Annotated in this window: 20 protein-coding genes and 1 pseudogene; 10 read left to right on the top strand and 11 right to left on the bottom strand. The window is 71.5% G+C overall.

Going from position 1 to position 19,523, the window contains the following annotated elements; genetic code table 11:
- Positions 1-3 precede the first annotated feature (3 nt).
- The gene (efeU, locus tag ACFQ6X_RS00540; protein ID WP_383173689.1) at positions 4-972 is read left to right on the top strand and encodes an iron uptake transporter permease EfeU; all 969 of its coding nucleotides are present in this window, start codon (positions 4-6) and stop codon (positions 970-972) included.
- Positions 860-1,849, top strand: coding sequence for a hypothetical protein (locus ACFQ6X_RS00545; RefSeq protein ID WP_383174570.1), 990 nt, complete (start codon positions 860-862; stop codon positions 1,847-1,849). The genes efeU and ACFQ6X_RS00545 overlap by 113 nt, the downstream gene beginning before the upstream one ends.
- A 39-nt stretch (positions 1,850-1,888) precedes the next feature.
- Here the strand turns inward: ACFQ6X_RS00545 and ACFQ6X_RS00550 are convergent, their stop codons facing one another.
- On the bottom strand, positions 1,889-2,632 hold the full coding sequence (locus ACFQ6X_RS00550) for a bifunctional DNA primase/polymerase (RefSeq protein WP_383173692.1): 744 nt from the start codon (positions 2,630-2,632) through the stop codon (positions 1,889-1,891).
- Between the two features lie 136 nt (positions 2,633-2,768).
- Positions 2,769-3,395, bottom strand: a complete 627-nt coding sequence (locus ACFQ6X_RS00555; protein ID WP_383173695.1) for a TetR/AcrR family transcriptional regulator — start codon at positions 3,393-3,395, stop codon at positions 2,769-2,771.
- A gap of 162 nt (positions 3,396-3,557) precedes the next feature.
- Between ACFQ6X_RS00555 and ddaH the strand changes: the two are divergent.
- Positions 3,558-4,394, top strand: a pseudogene (gene ddaH, locus ACFQ6X_RS00560) (dimethylargininase); the annotation flags it as partial.
- Here the strand turns inward: ddaH and ACFQ6X_RS00565 are convergent.
- Complete coding sequence (locus ACFQ6X_RS00565) at positions 4,391-5,386, bottom strand: small ribosomal subunit Rsm22 family protein (RefSeq protein ID WP_383173698.1); 996 nt, start codon at positions 5,384-5,386, stop codon at positions 4,391-4,393. The pseudogene ddaH and the gene ACFQ6X_RS00565 overlap by 4 nt on opposite strands.
- Before the next feature lie 180 nt (positions 5,387-5,566).
- On the opposite strand from ACFQ6X_RS00565, the gene ACFQ6X_RS00570 reads away from it, so the two are divergent.
- The gene (locus ACFQ6X_RS00570; RefSeq protein WP_383173701.1) at positions 5,567-6,877 is read left to right on the top strand and encodes a hypothetical protein; all 1,311 of its coding nucleotides are present in this window, start codon (positions 5,567-5,569) and stop codon (positions 6,875-6,877) included.
- Here ACFQ6X_RS00570 and ACFQ6X_RS00575 read toward each other — a convergent pair.
- The gene (locus ACFQ6X_RS00575; protein WP_383174573.1) at positions 6,859-8,121 is read right to left on the bottom strand and encodes a Bcr/CflA family multidrug efflux MFS transporter; all 1,263 of its coding nucleotides are present in this window, start codon (positions 8,119-8,121) and stop codon (positions 6,859-6,861) included. The genes ACFQ6X_RS00570 and ACFQ6X_RS00575 overlap by 19 nt on opposite strands.
- Positions 8,122-8,329: 208 nt before the next feature.
- On the opposite strand from ACFQ6X_RS00575, the gene ACFQ6X_RS00580 reads away from it, so the two are divergent.
- Entirely contained in the window at positions 8,330-9,337 is a 1,008-nt protein-coding gene (locus tag ACFQ6X_RS00580) for a Gfo/Idh/MocA family protein (protein ID WP_383173704.1), read from the top strand.
- Between the two features lie 25 nt (positions 9,338-9,362).
- Here the strand turns inward: ACFQ6X_RS00580 and ACFQ6X_RS00585 are convergent, their stop codons facing one another.
- Complete coding sequence (locus ACFQ6X_RS00585) at positions 9,363-11,027, bottom strand: alkaline phosphatase D family protein (RefSeq protein ID WP_383173707.1); 1,665 nt, start codon at positions 11,025-11,027, stop codon at positions 9,363-9,365.
- A gap of 142 nt (positions 11,028-11,169) precedes the next feature.
- Between ACFQ6X_RS00585 and ACFQ6X_RS00590 the strand changes: the two genes are divergently transcribed.
- The 3 genes from ACFQ6X_RS00590 to ACFQ6X_RS00600 all read left to right on the top strand — a co-directional run bounded on the left by ACFQ6X_RS00590 (position 11,170) and on the right by ACFQ6X_RS00600 (position 13,531).
- A complete protein-coding gene (locus tag ACFQ6X_RS00590) occupies positions 11,170-11,928 on the top strand; it encodes an SDR family oxidoreductase (RefSeq protein ID WP_383173710.1) in 759 nt (252 codons plus the stop codon).
- Positions 11,929-12,086: 158 nt separating this feature from the next.
- Complete coding sequence (locus tag ACFQ6X_RS00595) at positions 12,087-12,554, top strand: lamin tail domain-containing protein (RefSeq protein WP_383173713.1); 468 nt, start codon at positions 12,087-12,089, stop codon at positions 12,552-12,554.
- Positions 12,555-12,676: 122 nt separating this feature from the next.
- Positions 12,677-13,531: a PhzF family phenazine biosynthesis protein gene (locus ACFQ6X_RS00600; RefSeq protein WP_383173716.1), complete on the top strand. Its 855-nt coding sequence runs from the start codon at positions 12,677-12,679 to the stop codon at positions 13,529-13,531.
- 25 nt (positions 13,532-13,556) lie between these two features.
- Here the strand turns inward: ACFQ6X_RS00600 and ACFQ6X_RS00605 are convergent, their stop codons facing one another.
- Positions 13,557-14,168, bottom strand: a complete 612-nt coding sequence (locus tag ACFQ6X_RS00605) for a TetR/AcrR family transcriptional regulator (RefSeq protein ID WP_383173719.1) — start codon at positions 14,166-14,168, stop codon at positions 13,557-13,559.
- 104 nt (positions 14,169-14,272) lie between these two features.
- Between ACFQ6X_RS00605 and ACFQ6X_RS00610 the strand changes: the two genes are divergently transcribed.
- Both ACFQ6X_RS00610 and ACFQ6X_RS00615 read left to right on the top strand, forming a co-directional pair.
- A complete protein-coding gene (locus ACFQ6X_RS00610) occupies positions 14,273-15,724 on the top strand; it encodes an MFS transporter (protein ID WP_383173722.1) in 1,452 nt (483 codons plus the stop codon).
- Between the two features lie 43 nt (positions 15,725-15,767).
- Positions 15,768-16,334, top strand: a complete 567-nt coding sequence (locus ACFQ6X_RS00615; protein ID WP_383173725.1) for a GNAT family N-acetyltransferase — start codon at positions 15,768-15,770, stop codon at positions 16,332-16,334.
- 39 nt (positions 16,335-16,373) lie between these two features.
- Here ACFQ6X_RS00615 and ACFQ6X_RS00620 read toward each other — a convergent pair whose 3' ends face one another.
- The 5 genes from ACFQ6X_RS00620 to ACFQ6X_RS00640 form a co-directional block, all read right to left on the bottom strand.
- Positions 16,374-16,829, bottom strand: coding sequence for a pyridoxamine 5'-phosphate oxidase family protein (locus ACFQ6X_RS00620; RefSeq protein ID WP_383173727.1), 456 nt, complete (start codon positions 16,827-16,829; stop codon positions 16,374-16,376).
- Between the two features lie 81 nt (positions 16,830-16,910).
- Entirely contained in the window at positions 16,911-17,537 is a 627-nt protein-coding gene (locus tag ACFQ6X_RS00625; protein ID WP_383173730.1) for a glyoxalase, read from the bottom strand.
- Between the two features lie 5 nt (positions 17,538-17,542).
- Positions 17,543-18,010: a helix-turn-helix transcriptional regulator gene (locus ACFQ6X_RS00630; RefSeq protein ID WP_383173732.1), complete on the bottom strand. Its 468-nt coding sequence runs from the start codon at positions 18,008-18,010 to the stop codon at positions 17,543-17,545.
- 147 nt (positions 18,011-18,157) lie between these two features.
- Positions 18,158-18,568: a VOC family protein gene (locus ACFQ6X_RS00635; RefSeq protein ID WP_383173734.1), complete on the bottom strand. Its 411-nt coding sequence runs from the start codon at positions 18,566-18,568 to the stop codon at positions 18,158-18,160.
- A 63-nt stretch (positions 18,569-18,631) separates the two neighbouring features.
- Positions 18,632-19,513: a glycosyltransferase family 2 protein gene (locus ACFQ6X_RS00640; RefSeq protein ID WP_383173737.1), complete on the bottom strand. Its 882-nt coding sequence runs from the start codon at positions 19,511-19,513 to the stop codon at positions 18,632-18,634.
- Positions 19,514-19,523 lie beyond the last annotated feature (10 nt).

Genomic DNA, 19,523 nt, shown 5'->3' on the forward strand with positions numbered 1-19,523 from the left:
GGCATGTTCGGCAACTATCTGATCGGCCTGCGCGAGGGTCTCGAGGCCAGTCTGGTCGTCTGCATCCTCGTCGCGTACCTGGTCAAGACCGGCCGCCGTGACGCGCTGCGCCCGGTGTGGACGGGCATCGGCATCGCCTGCGCCATCTCCCTGGCCTTCGGCGCCGCGCTCGAATTCGGCTCCCAGGAGCTGACGTTCGAGGCGCAGGAGATGCTCGGCGGTTCGCTGTCGGTCATCGCCGTCGGGCTGGTGACCTGGATGGTGTTCTGGATGCGGCGCACGGCGCGGCACCTGAAGACCGAACTCCACGGCAGGCTCGACGCGGCGCTCGCGATGGGCACCGGTGCGCTCGTCGCCACGGCCTTCCTCGCGGTGGGCCGTGAGGGTCTGGAGACCGCGCTCTTCGTGTGGGCCTCGGTGCGGGCCAGCGGTGAGGGTTCCTCGTCGCCGCTGGTCGGTGTCCTGCTGGGCATCGCGACCGCGATCGTGCTGGGCTGGCTCTTCTACCGGGGTGCGCTGAGGATCAACCTGTCGAGGTTCTTCACCTGGACCGGTGGCATGCTGGTGATCGTCGCGGCGGGCGTGCTCGCCTACGGTGTGCACGACCTCCAGGAGGCCCGCTTCCTGGGCGGCCTGCAGAACAAGGCGTTCGACATCACCACCACGGTTCCGCCGGACAGTTGGTACGGCACCCTCCTCAAGGGTGTCTTCAACTTCCAGCCCGATCCGACCGTTCTTCAGGTCACGGTGTGGGCGCTGTATCTCATCCCCACGCTCGCGCTGTTCCTCGCCCCGGTAGGGTTCGGACGGTCAGTGCGGACGACAGATCAGAAGGCGCAGAAAGCAACGGATGACAAGGCTGGGTCGACTGGCGACGGGGCTCGCGACAGCGGCGGTGCTGAGCGTGACGGCGAGCGGCTGCGTGACGGTGCACGGCGAACTGGAAGTTCTGCCGGGAGCGACGAGAACTGAGGCCGCACAGGCCCTGGACGACTTCCTCGTCGCCTACAACAAGGCGGACAAGGCATATGATCCGGCGCTGGACGCGGACCGGGTGACCGGTTCGCTCGGCGCGATCAACCAGGCCGGGCTGAAGGCGCGTCGGAAGAACAGCCCGCAGGGCAACGCGTCGCACAAGCCGCTGGAGCTGACCGACGCCACGTTCAGCATTCCCAAGAAGGCGGGCTGGCCCCGCTGGTTCATCGCGGACACGGACTCCAACCGCGACCAGGACAACGGGCGGGCCGACACCCGCTGGCTGCTGGCCTTTCTCCGCACCGGCCCCGACGCCCCCTGGAAGGCCGCCTATCTCGCGGTCGTCCCCCAGTCCCAGGTGCCGAAGTTCCACAAGGACGCCGACGGCTTGGCGCAGCCCGTGCCCTCGGCGGACACCGACGGCGCGCTGGCCGTGCAGCCGAAGGGCCTCAGCGGCACGTACACGGGCTATCTGTCGGAAGGGGCACCGGACGTCTTCGCTCCGGGGTCGACGACGTCGGGCTGGCGGGACGCGCGCAAGAACACGCGCAGGGCCGGCTTCTCGTTCCAGTACGTCGACCAGGCGCTGGACACGGGGACGTTCGCGCCGCTGGGCCTGAAGACGGAGGACGGCGGGGCGCTCGTCTTCTTCAGCAGCAAGCACTTCGAGCGGCAGACCGCGGCCCCCGGGCTGCGGCCCACGGTCAACTCGGACGTGGAGGCGCTGCTCACCGGTGAGGTGAAGAGCACTCTCACCAAGGAGCGGGTCTCCAGCCAGCTGGTGTACGTGCCCAAGCGCGGCGCCGGTGACTCGGGCGGCAAGGTGCGCGTGCTGAACCGGCTGCCCGGCCTGATCGCCGCACAGGGCTCGTGACCTCCGCGGGTCACGTACCGCCCCGTCCGGCGGCGTCCGTCAGCGGCTGAGCGGCCAGGCCACCGCATCGTGGTCGAGGTCGCTCTCGTCGGCCGTGTCCGCGTACTGCGCGCAGGCGTCGGTCAGCGTCTCGAGCAGCGTCAGGGGGTCGGGCAGCGGGTTCTCCGCGCCGCGGATCCAGTGCACGTCCAGCTCACCGGGGAGCCGGGCGGGCGGCAGGAGGACGTAGCTGCCCCGGCAGTGCCAGCGCAGCCCCGGGTGCTCGTCCATGGTCTCGGGGTGGCAGTCCAGCTCGCACGGCCACCACTCGTCCTCGTCCTCGGGGGTACCGCGGGTGGCGGTGAAGAAGAGCATCCGGTCCTCGCCGGACTGGGCCACGGGGCCGACGTCGATGCCCGCTTCGAGGAGCCGTTCCAGAGCGGCGCGGCCGGCCGTCAGGGGGACGTCGAGGACGTCGTGGATCATGCCCGTCGCGGTGATGAAGTTGGCCAGTGGCTGGCCCGCCGCCCAGCGCTCGATCTGGGCCCGGTCCGTCGTGGACTGGGTCTGCCAGGCGAACGAGACGGGGTGCCGGGCAGGGGTGGGGCAGCCGATGCGTTCGCACGAACATCGGTATCCGGAGGGATGCGCGGCGGGAGAGATCGGCATCCCTGCCTCGGCAACGGCCAGGAGCAGCTCCAGCCGGGCGGCGTCGTCAGCCTCCGGCTGCGGTTTCGGCCGACGTCGCAGCCATTGGGAGATCCTGCTCTCTGTGCCGCGATAGCGGCCGGAATCGGCGCCCATCTATCCCCTCACCTCAGCGTTGCTCCTCCATGGTCCCACCATCCTGCTCCTCGGGTGGCCAGAGTTCCCAAGCGGGGTGCCCCCGGCTCCACGGAGAGTGGAGCCGACCTGCACCGAATGTAGGGAAATAGCCGTTTCACTCCGCGCGCCCGGCCGCGAGTCCCCGCAGGGTGAGATCGACGACCGCGTCCGCGTACTCATGGGTGAGCGGCAGGGTCCGGAGCAGCCAGCGGTGGGTGAGCGGGGCGATCAGCAGCTCCAGTGCGATGCGCGGATCGATGTCGTCGCGCACCTCGCCGGCCTCCTGGGCGGAGCGCAGCCGTGTGACGTACAACTGCATCTGCGGTTCGAGCAGCTTCTCGACGAACTGGGCGCCCAGCACCGGATCGATGATGCCCTCGGCGGCCAGTGCGCGGGTCGGCGCCTCGGTCACGGGGTCGTTCAGCTCGTCGACGGTCGCCCGCAGGACGAGCTTGAGGTCGGCCGCCAGGTCCCCGGTGTCGGGGATCGCGTAGCCGCCCTTCTCGCCGGCCTCCTCGGCCGCCCGGGTTCCCACGTCGATGAAGGCCTCCATGAGGACGGCCGCCTTGGACGGCCACCAGCGGTAGATCGTCTGCTTGCCGACGCCCGCGCGGGCGGCGATACCCTCGATCGTCGTCCTCGCGTAGCCGGCCTCGCCGACGAGGGCGAGGGCGGCGTCGTAGATCGCGCGGCGGGAGCGGTCGCTGCGGCGGCTGGAATCGGGCGCCTTGTGGGGTGACATCCACCCAACCTACAAGCTCACGGTCCGATACGTATCGTCTTGTTTGCCGCTCGACGACCATCGCATGAATCACCCGATCGGATCACTGCGCATCGGCCGGGAGCAGCGCACCATGAACTCACGCACAGACCGTGCGCATCCCACCGTTCCGCAGCTCCGGCTGCCGTTCGTGAGGAGCCTGCATTGACCCGTGACGCCACCCCTCGTCGCTACCTGATGTGCGCCCCGGCCCACTTCAAGGTCACGTACTCCATCAACCCATGGATGGACCCCTCGAAACCTGTCGACCTGCCGCTGGCGAACACCCAGTGGGAGGACCTGCGCGACCGCTACCGCTCGCTCGGCCACACCGTCGAGCTGCTCACCCCGGACCCGGACCTCCCCGACATGGTGTTCGCCGCCAACGGCGCCACCGTCATCGACGGACGGGTGCTGGGCGCCCTGTTCGCCTACCGGGAGCGGTACGCGGAGGCCGAGGCGCACCGGGACTGGTTCCGGGCCAACGGCTTCACCGACATCCATGTGCCGGACCACGTCAACGAGGGGGAGGGCGACTTCGCGGTCACCTCCTCGTACCTCCTGGCGGGGCGCGGTTTCCGGTCCAGTCCGCTCTCCCACGACGAGGCGCAGGAGTTCTTCGGGCGCCCCGTGATCGGGCTCGATCTGGTGGACCCGCGCTACTACCACCTGGACACGGCCCTGTGCGTCCTCGACGACGCCGCCGACGAGATCATGTACTACCCGGGGGCCTTCTCGCCGGGCAGCAGGTCCGTGCTGGCCAGGCTCTTCCCCGACGCGCTGATCGCGGAAGAGGCGGACGCCGCGGCGCTGGGCCTCAACGCGGTCAGCGACGGCCGCCACGTGCTGATTCCGCAGGCCGCCGTCGGACTCCTCGATCCGCTGCGGGACCGCGGCTTCGAACCGGTTCCGATGGACCTCGGCGAGCTGCTCAAGGGCGGCGGCAGCGTGAAGTGCTGCACCCAGGAGCTGAGACCCTAGGGGTTCTCCGGGGGCGGCCAGGAGTCGCCCCACGCGGTGTCCCGGGCGGCACGGTACAGATCACCGTGCCGCTTGGTGACCGTCGCGCGCTGCAGACCCTCCTCACGGGTGCAGAGCTCCAGGAGCACCTGGCCCTTGCGCAGCTGCGGCTTGCGGGTGACCCGCGCCCTCACCGGATCGGTCGGGAAGCGGGTCGCCACGACGTAGCTGAACTTCTCGTCCTCGTGGCTCAGCGAGCCGCCCTTCACCTTGCGGTGCAGCGACGAGCGACTGACCCGGGCCGAGAAGTGGCACCAGTCGGTGCCCGGCTCGATGGGGCAGGCGTCGCTGTGCGGGCAGGGCGCCGCCACGGTCAGCCCGGCGGCGATCAGCAGGTCGCGGGCCTCGATGACGCGGGCGTAGCCGTCGGGGGTGCCCGGCTCGACGATCACCACCGCCTGCGCGGCGGCCGCGGCCGCGTCCACCACCTGGATCCGGTCCTTGGGGGTGAGCTCCTTGAGGACGTACGAGACGGTCACCAGATCCGTGGGCGCGAGTTCCAGCGCCGTGCCGATCCTGGCGCGCTGCCACTCGGCGTCCCGCAGCCCGGCGATGCCCGAGGCCGTGGCCAGCTCGCGGCCGAGCGCGAGGGCGGGTTCGGCCCAGTCCAGCACGGTCGTGCGCGGCCCTTCCCACGCCCCGGCCACGGCCCAGCTCGCCGCGCCCGTACCGCCCCCGATGTCGGTGTGCGTGGCGGGCACCCACTGCGGCGCCGCCTCACGGAATGCCGCCAGGGCGGACCGTACGGCCTCGAAGGTCGCGGGCATCCGGTACGCGGCGTACGCGGCGACGTCCGAGCGGTCGCGCAGGACCGGGGCGTCGGTGGGGGTGGTTCCGCGGTAGCTGGCGATCAGCCGGTCGACGGCCTGTGCGGCCTGCTTGGGCGGCAGCCCGTCGAGCAGCGCGGCCAGGGCCGTGCGCAGGGCTTCCGCTGTGGGGAGGGTGGCGTTCACCGCCGAATTGTAGGCGCAGGGGGCCGGTCCGCCGCTGCCAGGTGCTCCGGTACGGAACCGGGACAGAACGGCGACGGAACCGAACTGCTGCTGCCCGCGGTCCTGTTGCTACGCTGACCGGCGCCGGATCGGGGACAGGCAATTCGGGATCGGTCGGGGGGATTTCTCATCGGGGGGACCATGAGGCAGAAGATCGTGCGCCTGGCTCTGGTCGGCGGGGTGCTCTTCCTTGCGCTGCTGCTCCTGCTGGCGACCTGCGGCGGGGGCGGCGCCGGCGACAAGAAGGACGACGAGCCGAAGAAGCCGGTGAGGAGGAGCGCGGGGCCGGCCACGCAGTTGACGGTGCCGCCGGCCTACACGACGGCGCGCGGCTGGGAGATCGTGGGCGTGGGGCCCGACTACGCCCTCTCGCACACGACGGGCCGGCTCGCCTATCTGGTGAAGGCCTCGGACAACCGCTACCGGCTGCGGACCGTCGACACGGAGACGGGCCGGGACGGCTGGAGCGGCGAGGCCTGGCGACCGCCGGACCCGCTGCACTTCCCGAAGCTGCTCGGCGTCGCCAAGGAGGACCGGCAGTTCTTCGTGACCTGGTCGTACGGGAAGGTCGGCGACGGGCTGACCCCGGCCGACACCTTCGTCTCCCTCGATGTGTACGACGCCGCGGACGGCGAGCGCCGCCGGGTCGAGGTGCCGTGGAGCGGCGCACCGACGGTCACGGCGACCGGCCCGGACATCCTGATCAGCGACGGCCGGGCGAACAGCGCGGCGGTCGATCCGTTGACCGGCCGGGTCTCGGAGGTCGGCGCAGCCGCGGTGACGTACCCGAAGGGCTGCACCGCCTGCAAGCAGCTCACCGAGGTGCGCGGGCAGACGGCGAAGGGGCTGCTGCTGAGCGGGGTGCGCGAGTTCTGGGTGCGGGGCGGCTGGTTCAGCCGGACGGTCGCCCCCAAGGGCGCCGACGTGCTCTCCGGCGTACCGACGTCCGTGGCCTCGGACCGGATCCTGGCGAAGTGGCAGCTCGCCAAGGGGTCGAAGCGTGCCGCGACGCACGAGCTGTGGACGGTGCACGACGCCACGAGCGGTAAGGCGATGGTCTCGGTGGAGTGCCACAAGCCGGCCATCGAGCCCGGGCGCTATCCGCAGGCCGTCGTCTCTCCTTCGGACCGCTATCTGGTGGCGGGGAACCTGGCCTTCGACCTGGAGGCGGCGAAGGGGGTCTGCTTCGAGGAGGACGACGGGTCGGCGCAGCTGACGCTCGCCTCGGTGACGGACGCGGGTACGGCCTACGGCGCGACGAACGCGCGCGACGCCTCCGACGCCCTGGAGGGCGGCGGGGCCCCGGTCACGATGAGCTTCGCGACCTGGGGCACCGAGCCGCTGTCACTGAACGTGCGGCTGCCCGAGGTGGAGACGTCCGGGACCGGGGTGTTCCGCTGGACGGACCGGAAGGACCGGCTGCACCTGCTCGGCTATCCGCGCGTCGGCTGATCCTGCGGTCCGCCCCGGTTCTGCCACGGGCGGCACAGGCCGAGGAAGCACGCCACCGCGGAGAGGGCGCACACGACCTGGACCACGGCCATGGGCACGGCCGTCTGCTCCCCCGCGATCCCGACCAGGGGCGAGGCGATGGCACCGACGAGGAACGACGTCGTACCGAGCAGCGCGGAGGCGGACCCCGCCGCGTGCTTCGTGCGCATCAGGGCCTGGGCGTTGGTGTTGGGCATGGCCAGTCCCATGGCGGACATCAGGACGAAGAGCCCGGTGGCGACGGGCAGCAGGCCCACGTCGCCGAAGACTCCGGAGGTCATGAGCAGCAGGGCGACGGCCGCGAGGGAGATGACGGCGAGTCCGAGGCCGAGCGCCTTGTCGAGGCTGATCCGGCCGACGAGCACCTTGCCGTTGATCTGGCCGACGGTGATCAGCCCGATCGAGTTGATGCCGAAGAGCAGGCTGAAGGTCTGCGGCGAGGCTCCGTAGATCTCCTGCACGACGAACGGGGACGCGCTCACGTAGGCGAACAGGGCGGCGAAGGCGAGACTGCCCGCGATCATGTAACCGGTGAACACCCGGTCCGCCAGCAGTCCGCGCATGGTGCGCAGCGCCTCGCCGATGCCGCCGGTGTGCCGTTCCTCCTCGGGCAGGGTCTCGTGCAGCCACTTCCAGACGATCAGGGTGAGCAGCACGCCGACGACGGTGAGTACGACGAAGATGCCGCGCCAGTCGGTGAACCGCAGCACCTGTCCGCCGATCACGGGCGCGATGACGGGAGCGACGCCGGAGATCAGCATCAGGGTGGAGAAGAAGCGGGCCATCTCCATGCCGTCGTAGAGGTCGCGCACCACGGCCCTGGAGATCACGATGCCCGCGGCGCCGGCCAGTCCCTGCAGGAGGCGGAAGCCGATGAGGAGTTCCGCGGAGGGGGCGAAGGCGCAGATCGCGGTGGCGACCACGTAGATGATCATGCCGAGGAGCAGCGGCTTGCGCCGCCCCCACCGGTCGCTCATCGGTCCGACGACGAGCTGGCCGAGCGCCATGCCGGTGAGGCACGCGGTCAGCGTGAGCTGGACGGTCGCGGCCGGGGCGTGCAGCGAGTCGGTGACCGCGGGCAGCGCCGGGAGGTACATGTCCATGGAGAGCGGCGGCAGCGCGGTCAGCCCGCCGAGGACCAGGGTGACCAGGATTCCGGCCCGCCGTGCGGCGTCGGTGGCCACGGGGCCCGGGGACGCCGGTATGTGTTCCTGCCGGTGTTCCTGCCGTACTTGCTGAATGTGACGCTCTCGCTGCTCGTGGCGCTCGGACTGTTCCGGTCGTTCTTGCTGTTCCTGCTGGGCCCGGCTCACGCCGCTGTCCGGCATCCTCGTCTCCGCTTCGTTGAATCCACATCTATGCTCTCAGCTCAGTCGTAGTGGTCGGAACCTTTTTTCATGAGGGCGGGCGGGCATGAGCAGGACTGTGCGTTGGGGTGTACTGGCGACGGGCGGCATAGCCGCGACGTTCACCGCGGATCTGCTGGCGATGAAGGACTCCGGCGCCGAGGTCGTCGCGGTCGCCTCCCGCACGGACGCCTCGGCGAAGGCGTTCGCCGAGCGGTTCGGGATCGGGCGGGCGTACGGCAGCTGGGCGGAGCTCGTCGCCGACGACGACATCGACGTCGTGTACGTGGCCACGCCGCACTCCGCGCACCGGGAGGCCGCGGGGCTCGCCCTCGAGGCCGGGAAGCACGTGCTGTGCGAGAAGGCGTTCACGCTCAACGCGCGCGAGGCGCGGGAGCTCGTGGCCCTGGCCCGGGAGCGCGGGCTCTTCCTCATGGAGGCCATGTGGACGTACTGCAACCCGGTCATCCGCCGCATGACCGAGCTGGTGCGGGACGGAGCCATCGGCGAGATCCGCACGGTGCAGGCCGACTTCGGGTTCGCGGGCACCTTCGGCGCCGAGCACCGGTTGCGGGATCCCGCGCTGGGCGGCGGCGCGCTGCTGGACCTCGGGGTCTACCCGGTGTCGTTCGCGCACCTGCTGCTGGGCGAGCCGGACCGGGTGCAGGCGGACGCACTGCTGTCCCCGGAGGGCGTCGACCTCAATACCGGGATGCTGCTGGGCTGGGACTCGGGCGCCACGGCGCTGCTGAGCTGTTCGATCGTGGGGGACCTGCCCACCACCGCGTCGGTCACCGGCACGGCCGGGCGGATCGACTTCCCGCACGGCTTCTTCCACCCGGAGCGCTTCGTCCTGCACCGTTCCGGCCGGGAGCCCGAGGAATTCACCAAGGGCCCCGGACCGCAGGGCCTTTCGGGCATGCAGTACGAGGCGGCCGAGGTGACGCGTGCGCTGGTCGCGGGCGAGACGGAGTCCCCGCTGGTGCCGCTGGACGGCTCGCTCGCGGTGATGCGGACGCTCGACGCGGTACGTGACCGCATCGGCGTCCGCTATCCGGCGGACGACCGCGCCTGACTGTTCCGGCCGGCGCGGGCCCGGGTCACGCGGGGGTGAGCCCCGGGTTCCCGGCCTCGGTCACGAAGGAAGCGGCCGTGCCCACGGGCGCACCGGGCGTGGTGACGGCCGACACCGTACGGAAGTCGGCGCGTGCCTGCTCGGTGCCGAGGGTGACGAGGGCGTAGCCGCGGCGGCCGTTGTAGAACTTCATGTGCGGGTTGGCCTGGGTCTGGTTGGTCCAGTTGGCCGGCTTCTCGGCGCCGTCCTTGCCGCTGGCGATCGAGGTGGCCACGATCTCCGTGCCGACGGTCCGGGACGACGGGTCGTCGAAGTCCTTCTTCAGGTCGAAGCCGTAGCCGACGTGGACGTCCCCGGTCAGCACCATCAGGTTGTCGACCCCGGCGGCCTCCGCCCCGTCCATGAGCCGCTGCCTGGAGGCCGGGTAGCCGTCCCACGAGTCCATGGACAGCTTGAAGGCGTCCGTGGGCACGTCACGCCGCTGGGCGAAGGTGACCTGCTGCGGTACGACGTTCCAGCGCGCGCGGGAGTTCTTCCAGCCGTCGAGCAGCCAGCGCTCCTGGGCGGCTCCCGTCATGGTGCGCGTCGGGTCCTCGGATTCCGGTCCGGGGACCTTCCAGCCGTCGCCGTACGCCTGGTTGCTGCGGTACTGGCGGGTGTCGAGGATGTCGAACTGGGCGAGCCGGCCGAACTCCAGGCGGCGGTAGAGCCGCATGTCGGGGCCGGTGGGGCGCTGCGGGGTGCGCAGCGGCTGGTTCTCCCAGTAGGCGCGGTAGGCGGCGGCCCTGCGCAGCAGGAACTCCTCCGGCGGGACGCTGTTCTCCGGGGTGTCGCCCGCGTAGTTGTTCTCGGTCTCGTGGTCGTCCCAGGTGACGACGAAGGGGTGGGCCGCGTGGGCGGCGCGCAGATCGGGGTCGGACTTGTAGAGGCCGTACCGCATCCGGTAGTCCTCCAGCGTGACCGTCTCCCGGTTGTAGTGGGCCGGGAGGGTGCGGTCGGTGTAGTTGCGGGCGCCGCCCGTGGCGGTGACCGCGTACTCGTAGAGGTAGTCGCCGAGGTGGAAGACCACGTCGACGTCCTCGGCCGCGAGGTGCTTGTAGGCGGTGAAGTAGCCGTCGTGGTAGGCCTGGCAGGAGACGGCGGCCAGGGTCAGCGAGCTGTTGCGGGCGCCGCGTGCGGGAGCCGTGCGGGTCCGGCCGACGGGGCTGATCCAGCTGCCGGCGCGGAAGCGGTAGTAGAAGGTCCGGTCCGGGTCGAGGCCGTCGACGTCCACGCGGACGCTGTGGCCGAACTCCGGGTGCGCGGTGACGGATCCGCGCCGGACGATCCGGGCGAAGCGCTCGTCGCGGGCGACCTCCCAGCGGACCTGTACACGCGTGGCCGGCAGTCCGCCGTCCGCTTCGAAGGGGCGGGGCGCGAGTCTCGTCCACAGGAGGACGGAGCCGGGCAGCGGGTCGCCCGAGGCGACGCCGAGGGTGAAGGGGTCCTCGGTGATCTTGCGGGCGTCGAGCTCTGCGGCGCTCGCGGCACCTGCGGCGGGCAGGTTGACGGCGAAGGCCAGCGCGGCGGCGGCGCCGGTGACGGTGAGGAACCTGCGGCGGTCCACGCCGGACCCGAGCCGCCGCGCGGCGCTGCGGAGCTCGGCGGAATGCCCCTGCTGACCGGGCGTGCTGATCTGTGCGGCTGTCATATGCCCCTCCCCTGCCGGATGCTGTCAGAGGCATTGGAGTGCGGGGCGACGACGTGCCGTTGGCGGGTACACAACATCCGTGTGGCGGTGCGATGAGCACCGAGTGCCCTGCGCCGCCAAACCTCCCGTACGCTGCCGGGCCATGAACGCTGAGCAGAGAATCGCTGTCGTCACGGGTGCGGGATCGGGCATCGGCCGGGCCGTCGCCCTCACCCTCGAGGAGGCCGACTGGACGGTGATCCTGGCAGGACGGCGGGAGGAGCCCCTCAAGGAGACCGCCGCCGCGGCCGGTGGCCGGGGAGGCACCGTGTGCGTGCCCACCGACGTGACGGACCCGGACGAGGTGACGGCGCTCTTCTCGCTGGCCCGGGAGCGCTTCGGCCGCCTCGATCTGCTCTTCAACAACGCGGGGACGTTCGGGCCGCGTGCGGTGCCCGTCGAGGACATCGCGTACGAGGACTGGCGCACGGTGGTGGACGTCAACCTGACGGGGGCGTTCCTGTGCGCGCAGGCCGCGTACCGCCTGATGAAGGAGCAGGACCCGCAGGGCGGCCGGATCATCAACAACGGTTCCGTCTCCGCGCACGCCCCCCGCCCGCACTCGGTCGCGTACACCGCGACGAAGCACGCCATGACAGGCCTGACGAAGTCCCTGTCCCTGGACGGGCGGCCGTACCGGATCGCCTGCGGCCAGATCGACATCGGCAACGCGGCGACCGACATGACGGAGCGGATGCAGACGGGAATCCTCCAGGCCAACGGTGAGGTGGCCGTCGAACCGGTGATGGCCGCGGCCGACGTGGCCCGGACGGTCCTGCACATGGCGGAGCTGCCGCTGGAGGCGAATGTGCAGTTCGCGACGGTCATGGCGACCGCGATGCCGTACGTGGGCCGGGGCTGACACCTCGGCGGGCCGGACCGCCCGCGCCCTCGTCCCCGCATGCCCGAACCCGTCGCAAAATGACCGAGTTTGCTGATTTCTGCAGCCACCACCGCGCAAGCGCGTACTGCCCGTATGCTGCTGACCTTCACCAGAAGAACACAGAAGGAACACACCACATGCGCATACGCACCGCCGCGCCCCTCGCCCTGGCCGCCGCCACCGCTCTGGCCGGCTCGCTCCTCGCCTCGGCTCCGGCCTCGGCGGCCTCCCATCAGGGCGGACTGCACCTCGGCAAGATCCAGTACAACAGCCCCGGCAGCGACACCGGGACGAACACGTCCCTGAACGCCGAGTTCGTGGACATCCACAACAACGGCACGGTGAAGCTCCAGCTCAAGGGCTACCGACTGAAGGACAACACCGGCTACACGTACACCTTCGGCAGCTACACGATCGCCGCGGGCAAGACGGTCCGGGTCCACACGGGCAAGGGCAGCAACGCCGGTGCCCACGTGTACTGGAACCGCGGCTGGTACGTCTGGAACAACACCGGCGACAAGGCCCGGCTGTACAAGCCCAGCGGCTCGCTCCAGGACTCCTGCTCCTGGACGAGCTCGAGCTCCGGGATCAAGGTCTGCCACTGACCGCAGTGAACGGCCGCCGCGGTCCGGGGGGTCCGCGGAACGGCCAGGGGGTGGTACGGGGGGTCAGGGCCCCGTACCACCCCTCGGGAATTCCCCTGACCGCGCTTCAGTTGTCGTGTGGCATGAGCCGACTCCCCCGCACCGAGGTGCTGCGCTACACCGCCTTCTCCGCCGACCCGGACGGAGGCAATCCCGCCGGTGTCGTGCTGGACGCCTCCGGTCTCGACGACGCGGCGATGCTCTCCGTCGCGGCGGAACTGGGGTACAGCGAATCCGCGTTCCTCACCGCATCGGACGGCCGGGGCGGGTACACGATCCGCTACTTCAGCCCGAAGGCCGAGGTCCCGTTCTGCGGCCACGCGACGGTCGCGACGGCCATCGCCCTCGCCGAACGCGACGGTCCCGGCGACCTGCTCCTCGCCACCGCCGCCGGTACGGTCCCGGTCACCGTCACCCGGGACGGCGACGAGCTCCGCGCGACCCTCACCAGCGTCGAGCCGCAGGTCTTCGACATCGCACCGGACGACCTGGCGGAGGCCCTGGCCGCACTGGACTGGCCGGCCACCGACCTCGACCCGGCCCTGCCGCCCCGCATCGCCTACGCGGGCGCCCGCCACCTGGTGCTCGCCGCCGCCACCCGTGAGCGACTGGCCGACCTGGACTACGACTTCGCCCGCCTGGAAGCCCTGATGCACCGCCTGGACCTCACCACGGTCCAGCTGGTCAGCCGCGAGTCGGCGACCGTCTTCCACGTCCGCGACCCGTTCCCGGTCGGCGGCGTGGTCGAGGACCCGGCCACGGGCGCGGCGGCGGCCGCTTTCGGCGCGTACACCCGCGAGCTCGACCTCGTCCCGGACGACGCCGTCCTCACCCTCCACCAGGGCGCGGACATGGGCCGCCCCGGCACGCTCACCGTGGAACTGCGCCCGGACGACACCCGGATCAGGGTGAGCGGCACGGGAACCCGCATCGGCTGACCGGCACCAAACCGCGGCGGCGCCCTCAGACCACGTACACGCCTGCCCGCGCCGCCACCGCCGCCGCCTCGGCCGCGCGGTCGGCGGCCGCTTCGTCGAGGGGGTCGCCGCTGGCCAGCAGCCGGTAGTAGAGGGGCGCGGAGACGGCCCGGATCACCTCGCCCGCGTCGGTGCCCGCGGGCAGCTCGCCCCGCTCGACCGCCGCGTCGACGCAGCCCGACCACTCCGCGATGCGCACGGCGTAGAAGCGGTGCAGCGCCTCGGCCGTGCGGGCGTCGCAGGTGGACGCCGCGATCACGGCGGCGAAGAGCGCGCCCTGGCGCGGGTCGGTCAGGGTCCGCACCACCAGCCTGGCGTTGGCCCTGAGGTCCTCGTCCAGTGAACCCGTGTCCGTACGCGGTACGGACTGCTCCGCCATGTCCGTGAGCAGATCGGCGACCAGACCCGCGGTACCGGCCCAGCGCCGGTAGACCGTCGTCTTGCCGACCTCGGCGCGTCGTGCGACATCGGCGAGGTCGAGCCGGTCGAATCCCTGCTCGACCAGCGCGTCACCGGCCGCCCGCAGGACCGCTTCCCGCACCCGGGCCGTGCGCCCACCGGGCCGGACCATGCCCGGCTCCGCTCCTTCAGCATCCATAACGGGCCTCCAGTTCCATTAGTAGCCCCAGTCCTGCTACGGTGACACCACCCTAACGGAACCACGGACCCGTTAGAGCCATCCGCTTCAGGAAAGGGCTCCCCATGTCCACGTCCCGCACAGCACCCCTCACCACCCCGGCTCCCCCGGCCCCTCCCCTTCTCCGCATGACCGGACGGCAGAAGCTCGTCCTCGTCCTGCTCCTCGGCGCACAGTTCATGATCGCCGTGGACTTCTCGATCCTGAACGTCGCCCTGCCCGCCGTCGGCGAAGGGCTCGGCTTCTCCCTCTCCCACCTCCAGTGGATCGCGACCTCCTTCGCGCTGGCCGCCGCCGGATTCACCCTGCTGTTCGGCCGCATCGCCGATCTCGTCGGCCGCAAGCGCCTGTTCATCGGCGGGATGGTCGTCCTCGGCCTGTCCTCCGTACTCGGCGGACTCGCCACCTCCCCCGAGGTGCTGCTCACCGCACGGGTCCTGCAGGGCCTGGCCACCGCGGCCGTCACCCCGGCCGGGCTCGCGCTGCTCACCACGGCGTTCAAGGAGGGGCCCCTGCGCGAACGCGCCCTCGGCCTCAACGGCGCCCTGATGTCGGCCGGTTTCACCGCCGGGGCGATCCTCGGCGGGCTGCTGACCGATCTGCTCTCCTGGCGCTGGGCCTTCTTCGTCAACGTCCCCGTCGCCGCACTCGTCGTGGCCCTCGCCCCGTCCGTGATCACCGACTCCCGGCCGGCCGAACGCCCCAGGCTCGACGTGCCGGGCGCCGCGACCGTCACAGGCGGCCTGCTGCTCCTCGTGTTCGGGCTGACGCAGGCCGGTGAGTCCGGCTGGCTGGCGCCGACGACCCTGGCCGCACTGCTCGCGGGCGCGGCCCTCCTCGTCGCCTTCCTGTTCGTCGAGAAGCGGGCGGCGGCGCCCCTGGTCCCGGTGCACATCCTGAAGCGGCGCAGCGTCATCTGGGGCAACGCCACCGGACTGATCGCCTTCGTCACCGAGACCTCCCTGGTCTTCCTGCTCACGCTCTACCTCCAGGAGGTCCTCGGCTACTCGCCGCTCGCCACCGGCCTCACCTTCGGCGTCCTGGGCGTCGGAACCGTCATCGGCGGCATGCTCGGCGGCCGTGCGGTGGGCAGGTTCGGCAACCGGCGCACGATCGTCCTGGGCGGCGTCGTCCAGGCCGCCGCCACCCTCTCCCTCGTGGCACTCGGCTCCTCCGGCGGCTGGATCCAGCTCCTGCTGGCCGCGACCTTCGTCGGCGGCATCGGCAACATGCTGATGATCGTGGGCTTCATGGTCACCGCCACCTCCGGACTCCCCGACGAGGAGCAGGGCCTGGCCACCGGGCTGGCCACGATGACGCAGCAGGTCGGCATCACGATGGGCATCCCGGTCATGAGCGCGGTCGTCACCGCGCGGATGGGAACGGCCACGGGGCCCGACGCGGTGCTGTCCGGCGTCTCGGCGGCGGTCCTGGTCAACTCGGCACTGGTCCTGGCCGGTGCCCTGCTCGCCGGAGCCTTCCTCGGCAGGCGCGGCGCGCGGACATCCGCCGGGTGAGTCGAGCCCGGTCCGGGGACGTGTTCGCGAAAGGATGACGGCCATGGCACGCCCCCTTACCGTTCCCAGCCTCACCGCCGGAGCCGACTTCGTCCTGCGCCCCTGGGAGATGAGCGATCTGCCCCTCGTGCGCGAGGTGGCGGCGGACGACTACATCCCGCTGATCACCACGATCCCCTCGCCGTACTCGGAGGCGAAGGCGGAGGCGTACGTCCGGCGCCAGTGGGACCGGGCGGCCAGCGGCGCCGGCTACCCGTTCGCCGTCGTCCGCACCCGGGACCGGCGGCCGGTCGGCTCCATCGGGCTGTGGCTCAAGGACGAGGCCGAGGGCCGCGCGTCGGTCGGGTACTGGATGAGCGAGCGCGCCCGTCGGCAGGGAGTGGCCGGCGCGGCGCTCCGTACGGTGACCACCTGGGCCCTGCACGACCTCCGCATCCCCCGCGTCCAACTCCTCGTCGAGCCGTGGAACACCGCGTCGGCACGGACCGCCGAGAGTGCCGGGTACCGGCCCGAGGGGCTGATGCGCGGCTGGCAGCAGGTCGGGGACCACCGCCGGGACATGGTCATGTACGCGCGGCTGGACGATGATGCGCCCGCCCACGGCTCCTGATCGGCCGCACCGCCCGCCGGGTCTGCTCCCGTGCGGCGGTCAGCCGAGCCAGCGGCCGTCGCGCATGAGGTCGCGCCCCCGCAGCTCGTTCGCCTCGCGCCAGGCCTGGATGCGCCGAGGCCGGATCAGGAAGTACTGGTAGGGCTCGTCGAGGCCGCGCGGGTCGAAGCCGGTCCTGGCCGCGAACGCGTCGCCCGTCCCCGGGGCGAGGCCGTCGAGGTCCACCGGCTCGGCGACGCCGTCGACGACGACGGCATCGCGGGTCGGCCCGAGGCTGAGGCGCACCCGCCGGTCCGCCAGCAGGTTGCGTCCGGTGACCGAGGCGCGCGGCGTCGAGACGAGGAACGCGGTCCCGTCCCAGAGGTACGAGAGCGGGATGAGGTGGACGCCGCCCGGGGAGCCCGATGTCGCGACCCAGAGGTCGACGTCGCTCTCCAGTTTCGCGCGGGTGTCCCGCAGCCTCTCCTCACGTCCACGCGGCGGCGCGCCCGTCATGATTCCTCCAGTCGTCCGTGGAGAGCCCGTCCTTCGGGGACGGGCTCCGTCAGCAGTGGCAGGTGCGGCGGAAGTGGCACGTCAGGACGTGAGTGCCGACGACGCTGACTCCCAGGCGAAGCCGTCCGGGTCGGTGAAGGGACCGGTACCGCCGCCGATCAGGAGGCGGTGCGATCCGGTGCCGTCGGGAGAGACACCGGCGTCCTTGGCGAGGGCACGGCGCCGGTACAGCGCCAGCGTGACGGGGCCCGTTCCGGCGGCGAACTCGACGTACACGCGGCCGAAGCTCTTCGCCACGGCCAGGCCCTGGCCGGCGTAGAACCTCTTGCTCGCGACCACGTCGGCGACTCCCAGCAGGAGCACGATCCCGTCGATCTGCCGGGTGGCGGGGCCGGTGTCCTTCTTGGCCGAGGTCGCGACCTTCCAGATCGTCCCGTCCGGGGCCTGTACGACACCGCCGTAGCCCCAGAGCGACTTCGCGGCAGGCTTCAGCGGGGTGGCGCCCGCGGCGACGGCGGCGTCGACGAGGCTGTTGACGTCGGCCGGCTGCGACACCGTGAGCGAGAGCGTGAACCCGCGGAAGCCGGTGGTGGGTGCCTCCGAGGCCCGCAGGCCGATCTGCGTGTCCAGACCGAAGGCGGTGGAGTAGAAGTGGCGGGCGGCCGACGGGTCGGCCACGTCGAGGGTGACGGATTCGATGGAGTTCATGGTCTTCACGCTAGTTGCGGCTCGACGGCCGGCGCTTCTTGATTCCTGACCGGTCTTGTCACCTGCTTGGCCACACACGGCGGCATCCCCGGAACAGCGGCCGTCGCGCCGCGGCGGTAGGCGCCGGGCGGCATGCCGACCAGTTCGGTGAACCGGGTGGTGAAGGTGCCCAGCGACGAGCAGCCGACCGCGAAGCAGACCTCGGTGACGCTGAGGTCGCCACGCCGCAGCAGCGCCGCCGCGCGCTCGATGCGCCGCGTCATCAGGTACGAGTACGGCGACTCGCCGTACGCCAGCCGGAACTGACGGCTGAGGTGCCCGGCGGACATGTGCACGCCGACTGCGAGCGCCTCGACGTTCAGCGGCTGTGCGTACTCCCGGTCGATCCGGTCGCGGACGCGGCGCATTCGGGCGAGGTCGTCGCTCGGGCGCTGCGCCGCGATGCGTGCGCGCCCCCACGAGGGATGGCACATGGGAGAACTCCCTTTCGTCGGTGTCCGCGAGCGTCCGAAGGCATGCCGAAGCACGCCGCGAGGTGCTCGACGGCGGTGGGCGGTCTGCCGGTTCTCCTCAGGCGGTCGTCGGTCCGGCCGTCACGGCCGGACCGGCGACGGGACGGATCAGCGCACTTCCTGGATGCGGACCAGGTTGCCCGCGGGATCGCGGAAGGCGCAGTCGCGGATGCCGTACGGCTGGTCGGTGGGCTCCTGGACGATCTCGGCGTCGCCGGCCTGCACCTTCTCGAAGGTGCCGTCGAGGTCCGGGGTGGCCAGCAGGATCCAGCCGTAGGTGCCCTTGGCCATCATCTCGGCGATGGTGCGGCGCTCGTCGTCGGTGATCCCGGGGTCGGCGGCCGGCGGCGCCAGGAGGATGGAGGTGCCGGGCTGGCCGACGGGACCGACCGTGATCCAGCGCATCTTGCCCTGTCCGACGTCACTGCGGACCTCGAAGCCGAGGACGTCGCGGTAGAAGGCCAGGGACGCGTCCGGGTCGTCGTGCGGGAGGAAGCTCGCGTGAATGCTGATGTCCATGACGATCAGGTTAGGCGCGGGGCCGCGACCCGCGCTTCTCGAATCCTGACCGATCCGCCACCCTCAGAGGATCGGCGGGCGCCCCAGCCGCGTCATCCTCCACACGGTGCGCCACTTCATCGGCCTGCGCGGGGCGCAGGGCGTCCGCACACCTTCGGCGAAGCCGCCCCACCATGCTCCGAGGCCGGTCAGGGACCGGATGCGCACCAGGGTGAGGACGATCCACACACCGAGGTAGACCGGGATCAGGGGAACGGGGAGCCGGCGGCGGGCGAGCCACACCCGGTTCCGGGCGGTGAACCGGTAGTGGACGGCGTGCCGGGCGGGCGACGTCCTCGGGTGCTGGAGGACGAGCTCGGGTTCGTACAGGATCTTCCACCCCGCGTCGAGCGCCCGCCATGCCAGGTCGGACTCCTCGTGCCCGAAGAAGAACTCCGAGGGCCACAGGCCGGTCTCCCTGAGCATGGGCATCGAGAAGGCGTGTCCACCACCGAGGAACGCGGTCACCAGGCCGCGGCGCATCGGATCGTCGGCACGCAGCCGGGGCACCCAGCGCCGCTCCGTGTGCCCGTGTTCGTCCGCGACCCGGAAGCCGATGATCCCCAGCCCCGGGTCGGCCGCGAACAGCCGCTGGACCGTGCGGAACACGTCGTCGGCGACGAGCAGGCCGTCGTCGTCCAGTTCGATGACGGCGTCGACCTCGCCCGACTCGCGCAGCATCTCCAGACCGACGTTCCGGCCTCCCGGGCAGCCCAGGTTCTCGCCGAGCGGAACCTTGGTCACGTTCTCCGCGACGTCCACACCGGTGAGGGGCGTCGCGTTGCCGATCAGCACCACTCTCGCCGCGGGCACGTCCTGCTTCTCCACCGAGGCGAGCAGCGCCTCCAGCTCCCGCGGGCGGTTGCCCATCGTCACGATCACGACTCCGAGGCGTGGCAAGGACATGGCGGCGGAC

Source organism: Streptomyces sp. NPDC056452 (genome assembly GCF_042796085.1).
Lineage (GTDB): Bacteria > Actinomycetota > Actinomycetes > Streptomycetales > Streptomycetaceae > Streptomyces.

Bases quoted from the DNA above. Each gene is read 5' to 3' on its own strand.
- ACFQ6X_RS00590 (WP_383173710.1), top strand. From the start codon at position 11,170: ATGAACGCTGAGCAGAGAATCGCTGTCGTCACGGGTGCGGGATCGGGC.
- ACFQ6X_RS00580 (WP_383173704.1), top strand. From the start codon at position 8,330: ATGAGCAGGACTGTGCGTTGGGGTGTACTGGCGACGGGCGGCATAGCC.
- ACFQ6X_RS00555 (WP_383173695.1), bottom strand. From the start codon at position 3,395: ATGTCACCCCACAAGGCGCCCGATTCCAGCCGCCGCAGCGACCGCTCC.
- ACFQ6X_RS00595 (WP_383173713.1), top strand. From the start codon at position 12,087: ATGCGCATACGCACCGCCGCGCCCCTCGCCCTGGCCGCCGCCACCGCT.
- ACFQ6X_RS00615 (WP_383173725.1), top strand. From the start codon at position 15,768: ATGGCACGCCCCCTTACCGTTCCCAGCCTCACCGCCGGAGCCGACTTC.
- ACFQ6X_RS00585 (WP_383173707.1), bottom strand. From the start codon at position 11,027: ATGACAGCCGCACAGATCAGCACGCCCGGTCAGCAGGGGCATTCCGCC.
- ACFQ6X_RS00570 (WP_383173701.1), top strand. From the start codon at position 5,567: ATGAGGCAGAAGATCGTGCGCCTGGCTCTGGTCGGCGGGGTGCTCTTC.
- ACFQ6X_RS00630 (WP_383173732.1), bottom strand. From the start codon at position 18,010: ATGTGCCATCCCTCGTGGGGGCGCGCACGCATCGCGGCGCAGCGCCCG.
- ACFQ6X_RS00605 (WP_383173719.1), bottom strand. From the start codon at position 14,168: ATGGATGCTGAAGGAGCGGAGCCGGGCATGGTCCGGCCCGGTGGGCGC.
- ACFQ6X_RS00625 (WP_383173730.1), bottom strand. From the start codon at position 17,537: ATGAACTCCATCGAATCCGTCACCCTCGACGTGGCCGACCCGTCGGCC.
- ACFQ6X_RS00620 (WP_383173727.1), bottom strand. From the start codon at position 16,829: ATGACGGGCGCGCCGCCGCGTGGACGTGAGGAGAGGCTGCGGGACACC.
- ACFQ6X_RS00610 (WP_383173722.1), top strand. From the start codon at position 14,273: ATGTCCACGTCCCGCACAGCACCCCTCACCACCCCGGCTCCCCCGGCC.
- ACFQ6X_RS00640 (WP_383173737.1), bottom strand. From the start codon at position 19,513: ATGTCCTTGCCACGCCTCGGAGTCGTGATCGTGACGATGGGCAACCGC.
- ACFQ6X_RS00550 (WP_383173692.1), bottom strand. From the start codon at position 2,632: ATGGGCGCCGATTCCGGCCGCTATCGCGGCACAGAGAGCAGGATCTCC.
- efeU (WP_383173689.1), top strand. From the start codon at position 4: ATGTTCGGCAACTATCTGATCGGCCTGCGCGAGGGTCTCGAGGCCAGT.
- ACFQ6X_RS00635 (WP_383173734.1), bottom strand. From the start codon at position 18,568: ATGGACATCAGCATTCACGCGAGCTTCCTCCCGCACGACGACCCGGAC.
- ACFQ6X_RS00600 (WP_383173716.1), top strand. From the start codon at position 12,677: ATGAGCCGACTCCCCCGCACCGAGGTGCTGCGCTACACCGCCTTCTCC.